Origin of the sequence: Sphingomonas hankookensis (genome assembly GCF_028551275.1) — a bacterium.
In the GTDB taxonomy this organism is placed as follows: Bacteria; Pseudomonadota; Alphaproteobacteria; order Sphingomonadales; family Sphingomonadaceae; genus Sphingomonas; species Sphingomonas hankookensis_A.
Genome location: NZ_CP117025.1, coordinates 1,408,432 through 1,415,996, shown reverse-complemented (window position 1 = coordinate 1,415,996; position 7,565 = coordinate 1,408,432). Strand labels below are relative to the sequence as shown.

At 70.0% G+C, this 7,565-nt stretch carries 7 protein-coding genes and 2 CRISPR repeat arrays (1 of these 9 running past the window's edge); all 7 genes read left to right on the top strand.

The annotated features are described in order from the left end of the window. Nucleotides 1-11: 11 nt before the first annotated feature. The 7 genes from PPZ50_RS06675 to cas2e are packed head-to-tail and all read left to right on the top strand — an operon-like array spanning nucleotide 12 to nucleotide 5,930. The gene (locus PPZ50_RS06675) at nucleotides 12-1,502 is read left to right on the top strand and encodes a hypothetical protein (protein WP_066689731.1); all 1,491 of its coding nucleotides are present in this window, start codon (nucleotides 12-14) and stop codon (nucleotides 1,500-1,502) included. Beyond that, a complete protein-coding gene (locus PPZ50_RS06670) occupies nucleotides 1,492-2,016 on the top strand; it encodes a type I-E CRISPR-associated protein Cse2/CasB (protein WP_066689732.1) in 525 nt (174 codons plus the stop codon). Before PPZ50_RS06675 ends, PPZ50_RS06670 begins: the two co-directional genes overlap by 11 nt. An 11-nt stretch (nucleotides 2,017-2,027) precedes the next feature. Beyond that, nucleotides 2,028-3,242, top strand: coding sequence for a type I-E CRISPR-associated protein Cas7/Cse4/CasC (gene cas7e, locus PPZ50_RS06665; protein ID WP_066689733.1), 1,215 nt, complete (start codon nucleotides 2,028-2,030; stop codon nucleotides 3,240-3,242). Further along, a complete protein-coding gene (cas5e, locus tag PPZ50_RS06660) occupies nucleotides 3,239-3,967 on the top strand; it encodes a type I-E CRISPR-associated protein Cas5/CasD (protein ID WP_198158525.1) in 729 nt (242 codons plus the stop codon). Before cas7e ends, cas5e begins: the two co-directional genes overlap by 4 nt. Further along, nucleotides 3,964-4,734, top strand: coding sequence for a type I-E CRISPR-associated protein Cas6/Cse3/CasE (locus PPZ50_RS06655; RefSeq protein WP_066689735.1), 771 nt, complete (start codon nucleotides 3,964-3,966; stop codon nucleotides 4,732-4,734). The genes cas5e and PPZ50_RS06655 overlap by 4 nt, the downstream gene beginning before the upstream one ends. Beyond that, entirely contained in the window at nucleotides 4,735-5,619 is an 885-nt protein-coding gene (gene cas1e, locus PPZ50_RS06650) for a type I-E CRISPR-associated endonuclease Cas1e (protein WP_066689736.1), read from the top strand. Then, nucleotides 5,619-5,930, top strand: a complete 312-nt coding sequence (gene cas2e / locus PPZ50_RS06645) for a type I-E CRISPR-associated endoribonuclease Cas2e (protein ID WP_066689737.1) — start codon at nucleotides 5,619-5,621, stop codon at nucleotides 5,928-5,930. The genes cas1e and cas2e overlap by 1 nt, the downstream gene beginning before the upstream one ends. Before the next feature lie 62 nt (nucleotides 5,931-5,992). Continuing rightward, nucleotides 5,993-6,692: direct repeats of the CRISPR family, unit length 29 nt; unit sequence GTCTCCCCCGCCCCCGCGGGGATCCACCC. Nucleotides 6,693-6,968: 276 nt separating this feature from the next. After that, nucleotides 6,969-7,565: a CRISPR direct-repeat array (repeat unit 29 nt; unit sequence GTCTCCCCCGCCCCCGCGGGGATCCACCC); it runs 769 nt beyond the window's last position.

The following is a 7,565-nucleotide window of genomic DNA, read 5'->3' as shown; positions in this document are numbered from 1 at the left end:
CGGAGGGGCAGATGATCGGTTGGCGGGACGAACAAGGCGACACGCATCGCGGCAGCCTGTTCGCCGCCTTCGCCGCGCTCGCGGGCGGACAGGCATGGAGCTTCCCCGCGCTCCGCCCCCACCAGCGCGAGCCGTGGCACGCCTTCACCGTACAGGTCGCCGCCCTCGCGCTGACCCATGCCGGCACCGATACGTTTCCCGCCACCGAAGCGGCATGGCGCGACCTGCTGCTCGCCCTCACTCCCGACCAGCCGGAGGCATGGGACCTCGTCGTCGACGACTGGTCGAAGCCCGCCCTGCTCCAGCCGCCGACCGTTCAGCCCACCGACCGGGCGGCGTACAAGAACCGCATCCCCACCCCCGACGCGCTCGACATGCTCGTCACCGCCAAGAACCACGACCTGAAACAGGAACGGATGGTCGCGGCGAGCGACGAGGACTGGCTGTTCGCCCTCGTCACGCTGCAGACGACCGAAGGGTTCCTCGGCGCCGGCAATTACGGCATCTCGCGCATGAACGGCGGCTTCGCCAGCCGCATGAGCCTCGGCATCCGCCCGACCGGTGGTGCCGCCCGCGCATTCCGGCGCGATGTCGAACGCCTCGTCGCCGATGCCCGCGCCCGGCCCGACCGACGCACCGGCACGATGCTGCTGTGGACCGTGCCCTGGGACGGCACGCTCTCGCTCGATTACGGCAAGCTCGACGAACTCTATGTCGAAATCTGCCGCCGCATCCGGCTGCGACGCAGCGGCGACGCGATCGAAGCGCTCGCCGCCGGATCGAAATGCGCCCGCGTCGCCGCCTCCGACCTGAAGGGCAACACGCGCGACCCCTGGGCACCGATGAAGGCGGACGGATCGACCAGCCACACGCCGACCGGCGCGGGCTTCGGCTATCGCCAGATGGCGACGCTGCTCGACGCCAAGAAGATCACCCTGCCCCATCTCGCCAAACCCGACCCCGCCGACGACCGCGAAGGTCTCGCTATCGTCGCCGCCGCGCTGGTGCGCGGACAGGGCAAGACCGAAGGGCTGCACCGCCGCACCATCCGCACGCCGGGCGCGCTGCGCGACGCCGATGGCCGCCGCCTGCCCCTCGACCGCATCGGCGAGGTTGCGGGCAAGCGGGCGGAGGAAGGCTTTCAGGCCAGCCGTCGCCTCAGCCGCGCGCTGATCTCGCTGGTACAGGGCGGGCCGGACAAGGCGCGGCTGGACGATGACGGCGCCAAGAAGAAGATCGAACGCTGGATGAACCGCTTCAACGAAGCGGTCGACGGCATCTTCTTCAATGCCCCCTTTTGGGAAGAGGTCGCCGCGACCGACGACAATCACCGCATGGCATGGCGCGAGACGCTGCGCGATCTCGCCGGCGACATTTTCGACATCGCCGCCGAAGCCGCGCCGGGCACCGAAGTCCGCCGGGTCCCGGCACGCGCCCGCGCCGGATCGCTGCTGCATTATGAAATGAAGAAATGGGTCGAGGAGGCCGAACATGGCGAGTAATCCCGCCACCGCGAACATGGCCCCACCGGACGACTGGATGACGTCGATCTCGCGCCAGATGAAGGGCATGTCGAGCGGCGACCGCGCCGCGCTGCGCCGGATGGAGCTGACCAAATCGCCCGCCGCCGATGCCGTCGCAATCAAGACGCTGCTGCGCGCGGAGGTCCCGCAGTCGCGGATCAAGGACGACTGGACCCGCTTGCGCCTGATCGGCCATTTCGCCGGGCTGCTGTCGGGCACCGCCGCACTCTACGCGCATGACGAACGGCGCGGCGTCGGTGCCGCGCTGTTCGAGGCGAGCTTTTCCGAAAAACGCCTGCTGCGCCTGCTCGCCAGCCGGGGGGAGGCGCTGGGCGACCAACTGGCGCTGGCCGTCCGCATCCTGTCGCGGGAGCGGCAACCGGTGAACTTGTGGGACATCTATCACCTGCTGGGCGGCGATCCGGTCAAATCGGACGCCGCCCGGCTGCGCATGGCGCGGCATTATTACGCCGCGCAGGCCAAATCGAACTGAGGGGATTCCGCATGACGACCACCGCAACCGACGGCATCGTGCCGAAACTCATCCAGATCCATTTCCTCGCCGCATGGCCCGGCGCGCTGCTCAACCGCGACGATGCCGGCCTTGCCAAGCGCCTGCCCTTCGGCACCGCCACCCGCACCCGCGTGTCGTCGCAATGCCTCAAGCGCCACTGGCGCATGGCCGACGACCGCCACGCGTTGCACGAACTCGCCAGGCAGAACGGCGTCGAGGGCGTCCGCTCCAAACAGGCGATCGAACGCGAGGTCACCGGCCCGCTGCGGGCACGTTTCGACGGCGCCATGGTCGATGCGGTCGAGGAAGCCTTCATCACCAAATTCTACGGCAAGAATGCCAAGGACAAGCAGCAGCGTCAGGCCTTGTTGTTCGGCCGCCCCGAACTGGCATGGCTGCGCGAAGAGGCCGAACGCCTGCTCGCCGAAAGCGGGAGCGCGGCGGGCGTGAAGGCGGCGGCGGACGTCTGGGTCAAGGAACAGAAGAACAATCTCAACCAGCTGCGCGACCAGAATCTTCTGGCGGCCTCGCTGGAGGCAGCCCTGTTCGGCCGCATGGTGACCAGCGATACGAAGGCGAACCGCGACGCCGCGATCCATGTCGCCCATGCCTTCACCGTCCATGCGATGCAGACCGAGACCGACTATTTCACCGTGGTCGATGACCTCAGCGACCGCGAACAGGGCGACGATGCCGGCGCGGCCGGCGTGTTCGACACCGAACTGACCTCCGGCCTCTATTATGGCTATGTCGTGGTCGACGTGCCGCTGCTCGTCTCCAACCTGACCGGCTGCGACCGCAAGGACTGGGCCGGCGACCATGACCGCACGCTGGCCGCACAGGTGGTCGAGCATCTCGTTCACCTCGTCGCCGAAATCTCGCCCGGCGCGAAGAAGGGGTCGACCGCGCCTTACAGCCGCGCGGAACTGGTGCTGGTCGAGGCCGGCGACCGCCAGCCGCGCACCCTCGCCAACGCCTTTCGCGATGCGATCGCGACCGAGGACCGCACCTCCAACCGCTCGCTCGGCCACCGCACGGCACAGGCGATGGCCGGCCACCTCACCGACCTCGACCGGATGTACGAAACCGGAGAGGCGCGCCGCCTCGCCGCCCTGCCCGACCTCGCCGTGCCCGAAGTCGCCAATGGCAGCTTGCGCGAACTGGCGGCATGGGCCGGGTCGGTCGTGCGGGACGCGGCTGCGTGAAACACCTGCTGCTCGATTGCGACGCGCCGTTGATGAGCTTCGGCGGCGATCTGGTCGATGCTTACGGCGTGGTGCGCGACTTTCCGTCGAAATCGATGGTCGCCGGCCTGTTCGCCAATGCGCTCGGCTGGGAACGCTTCGACGTCGACGCGCACGCCGCCTTGCAGGACCGGCTGGTGATCGGATCGGCGCGCGTGGCCGAGGGGCGCCGCGAACGCGAGTTCCAGACCGCGCAGCTCGGCGCAAACGATCGCGGCTGGACCACGCGCGGCCGGGTGGAGGGGCGCGCGGGCGGGGCCGATACCTATAAATCGCCGCACATCCGCTATCGCGACATGGACGCCGATGCCCGCGTTCTGATCGCCTGTCGCCTCGAACCGGCCGACGAAGCGCCCGATCTTGCCACGCTGGCCGAGGCGCTGACCCGGCCCGAACGCCCGCTGTTCCTCGGCCGCAAGCCGTTCCTGCCGTCGCGACCGCTGTTGCTCGCCATGGTGGACGCCGACACCATTCCCGACGCGCTGGCGCTGGGGTTCGCAATGATCGAACTCCAACCCGCCACGATCCGCGCGCAATGGCCGTTCGGCGAACCGACCGGCAGCGTCGCCACCAGCAACACGCAGGACGAGGAACTGACCGACGAACGCCACTGGCCCGCCGGTGTCCATGCAGGGCTGCGCCGGGTGACGGTCGGGCGGCTCGACTGGCCGGGGGTGACGCCGTGACGCTGCATCTCGCCCGCATCGGCATCCATGTCCATGCGCTGGCCGGCTTCGCCGTGGCGCGGCGGCTGAGCGACGAGGATCTGGGCTATGCGCTCCATGCTGCCCTGCTCGCCCGGTTCGGCGATGCTGCGCCGCGCCCGTTCCGCTTCCTGCCGGATCATGAAAAGGGCCCGCATCTGCTCGGCTATGTCCACGACCGCGCGGAATTCGCCGACGCTGCCGCGCTGCCACCCGCCGATGCCGTGATCGACGCGCTGTTCGACGGCGAACCCGCGTTGCGCCCCATGCCCGAACGCTGGCGCGAAGGCGCACGCTTCGGTTTCGAGGTCCGCGTGCGGCCCGTCGTGCGCTTCGGCAAATCAGCCCGCGCCGCGCGGACCGAGCGGGACGGCGGCTGGCTGTCCGGGGCAGGCGAGATCGACGCCAACCACGCCGCACGCGAACGGGTTGCGCGCGCAGGCGGCGACCCGGATACGGTCGACCGAGAAGCGGTCTATATCGACTGGCTGGCGAAGCGCCTTGCCGACGCCGCGACGCTCGACCATGCCGACCTGCGCCATTTCCGCCGAACCCGCACCCTGCGCAACACGCACCGTAGCGAAGGCCGCCGCACCCACCGCGTCGAGGGACCGGACGCGCTCATCGGCGGCACGCTGACCATCGCCGATCCCGCCGCCTTCGCCGCGCTGCTGGCCAAGGGGATCGGGCGGCATTCCGGCTTCGGTTACGGCATGCTGCTGCTCGCCCCGCCGGGCCGGGTCGGATAGATGCTCTCGGGTCGCCTCGGCCTCGAAAAGGCGCGCATCCCCCATGCCGACCGGCAGGGGCTGGTCTGGCTGGATCGCGGGCGGCTGGAGGTGGAGGACGGGTGTCTTCGCTTCGTGACGGCGGGCGGCGGGGCGCTGGTCGCCGGGGATTATCAAATTCCCTATCATTCCATCTCGATCGTGCTGCTGGGACCGGGGTCGAGCGTCACGCATGACGCGCTGCGGCTGCTGGCGCGCCATGGCTGTGCGCTGGCGGCGATCGGCGACGGCGCGGTCCGCTTCTACACCGCGCCGCCGCTGATGCCCGACAGTTCGGCGCTGGCCCGCGCACAGGTCCGCCGCTGGGCCGATCCCAAGCTGCGCATGGAAACCGCCCGTGCGATGTACGCGATGCGCTTTGGTCAGATCGTGCGGACCCGCGACATCACCGTGCTGCGCGGACAGGAGGGCGCGCGGATCAAGCGTGCCTATGTCCTTGCCGCCGAACGCCATGGCATCGCGTGGAACGGCCGCCGCTACGACCGTGAAAACCCGGAGGCCGGCGACCTCGCCAACCAGGCGATCAACCACGCCGGATCGGCGATGACCGCCGCTGCCGCCGTCGCGGTCGCCTCGACCGGCGCGATCCCGCAACTAGGCTTTGTGCACGAGGATTCGGGGCAGAGCTTCGTCCTCGACATCGCCGACCTCTACCGCCACGACGTGCTGCTCGACATCGCCTTCGGCGCGGTCAGGGAGGCGCGGGCGCATGGTGCCGCCCCGATCGAACGGCTGGTGCGCAAGCGCGCGGCCCTGCTGTTCCGGCAGCGCAGCGTCATTCCCGGCATGATCGACCGGATCAAGGGGCTGCTGATGCCCGGCGAGGCGGCGGGGGCGACGACCTGATGCCGCTGACCGTCGTCATCACCCGCGGCGTCGAGGACCGCTATCGCGGCTTCCTCGGCTCGGCGATGCTCGAACTCGCCCCCGGCGTCTATGCCCAGCCGCGCATGAGCGCCGGCGTGCGCGGCCGCATCTGGACGGTGGTCGAGGAATGGCATGGCCGCCTGCGCCGCGGCAGCATCGTAATGTGCTGGGCCGAACCCGCTTCCGCAGGCGGTCTGGGCCTTTCCGTGCTCGGCGAACCGCCCAAGGACGTCGTGGCCCATGACGGCATTCTTCTGGTCCGCCGGGCGCTAAGCTCCCGCAACCCCTAGATAATCAGCCTCGACCAACGATCTTTGAAAAGGTAAACAATTTCACCAACCTAACGCCAAGTGTCTCCCCCGCCCCCGCGGGGATCCACCCACCGACTTCGATTACGTGCCGGGCAAGAACGGGTCTCCCCCCCCCCCCGCGGGGATCCACCCGTGCCGTACTTGAACTCGCCGGCCTCGTTGACGTCTCCCCCGCCCCCGCGGGGATCCACCCGTCATCACCGCCGGCGCGAGCAGCGGCATGCCGTCTCCCCGCCCCCGCGGGGATCCACCCAAATGCGCAAGATGAAGCCGCACAAGCAGAAGGTCTCCCCCGCCCCCGCGGGGATCCACCCGTCGCGGTCTGGATCGTCGCGCATCCGACCAAGTCTCCCCCGCCCCCGCGGGGATCCACCCGCCAGTTCCTTCCGGGGATGACTTGGGATAATGTCTCCCCCGCCCCCGCGGGGATCCACCCGCTAATTGCAGTCCCTCCGAGGCCACCAGCCCGTCTCCCCCGCCCCCGCGGGGATCCACCCCAGCGGCTCATGCGTCACCGCCCGCGCAACGCGTCTCCCCCGCCCCCGCGGGGATCCACCCTCACCAGAGACAGAGACAGAGACAGAGACATAGTCTCCCCCGCCCCCGCGGGGATCCACCCAGGTTCGCCGGGATCGTCGCCGTTGGCGATGGGTCTCCCCCGCCCCCGCGGGGATCCACCCGATGCGGCAGAAGCGGCACGTCCGTATGCGAAGTCTCCCCCGCCCCCGCGGGGATCCACCCACCCTGCGCGGAAGCAGCGCGGAAGGAAGCGCGTCTCCCCCCCCCGCGCGGGATCCACCCCGTTCAAGAGCTGAGAGGTAAAGGGGAATGCTGTCTCCCCCGCCCCGCGCGGGGATCCACCGTAGATGACGACCATCTGCTCGTCGAGGACGTCGTCTCCCCCGCCCCCGCGGGGATCCACCCGATCCCCTCGAGCGCATCCATCGGGAGCTTGAGTCTCCCCCGCCCCCCGCGGGGATCCACCCGGAACGGAAGGTCATTGTTCGTCCTCTCTGGCGTCTCCCCCGCCCCCGCGGGGATCCACCCGATATGCGATCGTCACGGCTTCCGCAGGCACGGTCTCCCCCGCCCCCGCGGGGATCCACCCGCTACGGCGAAAAGCTCGACCTGACCTCCGGCGTCTCCCCCGCCCCCGCGGGGATCCACCCGAAACCATGAAGATCCGCATCGGAAAAGCCGCGTCTCCCCCGCCCCCGCGGGGATCCACCCGACAGCGCCACATCGGTCAGGCCCGAAAGCGGGTCTCCCCCGCCCCCGCGGGGATCCACCCGAGATCGTCGCGGGGTTGTCGGATGGTGTGCCGTCTCCCCCGCCCCCGCGGGGATCCACCCCGTTGCGGGAATATGGCGTCGCGTTGCGCGCCGTCTCCCCCGCCCCCGCGGGGATCCACCCGTGTGGCGCGGCTGGCGGAGCTTGCGGCCCGTGTCTCCCCCGCCCCCGCGGGGATCCACCCCTTGTGAACGGAAAAGCCGCTGCCGCGTATGTGTCTCCCCGCCCCCGCGGGGATCCACCCCAGGTCAGGAACTCCCCGACCGTCGCGTTGCGGTCTCCCCCGCCCCCGCGGGGATCCACCCGTCCGACTATACGGGTAGT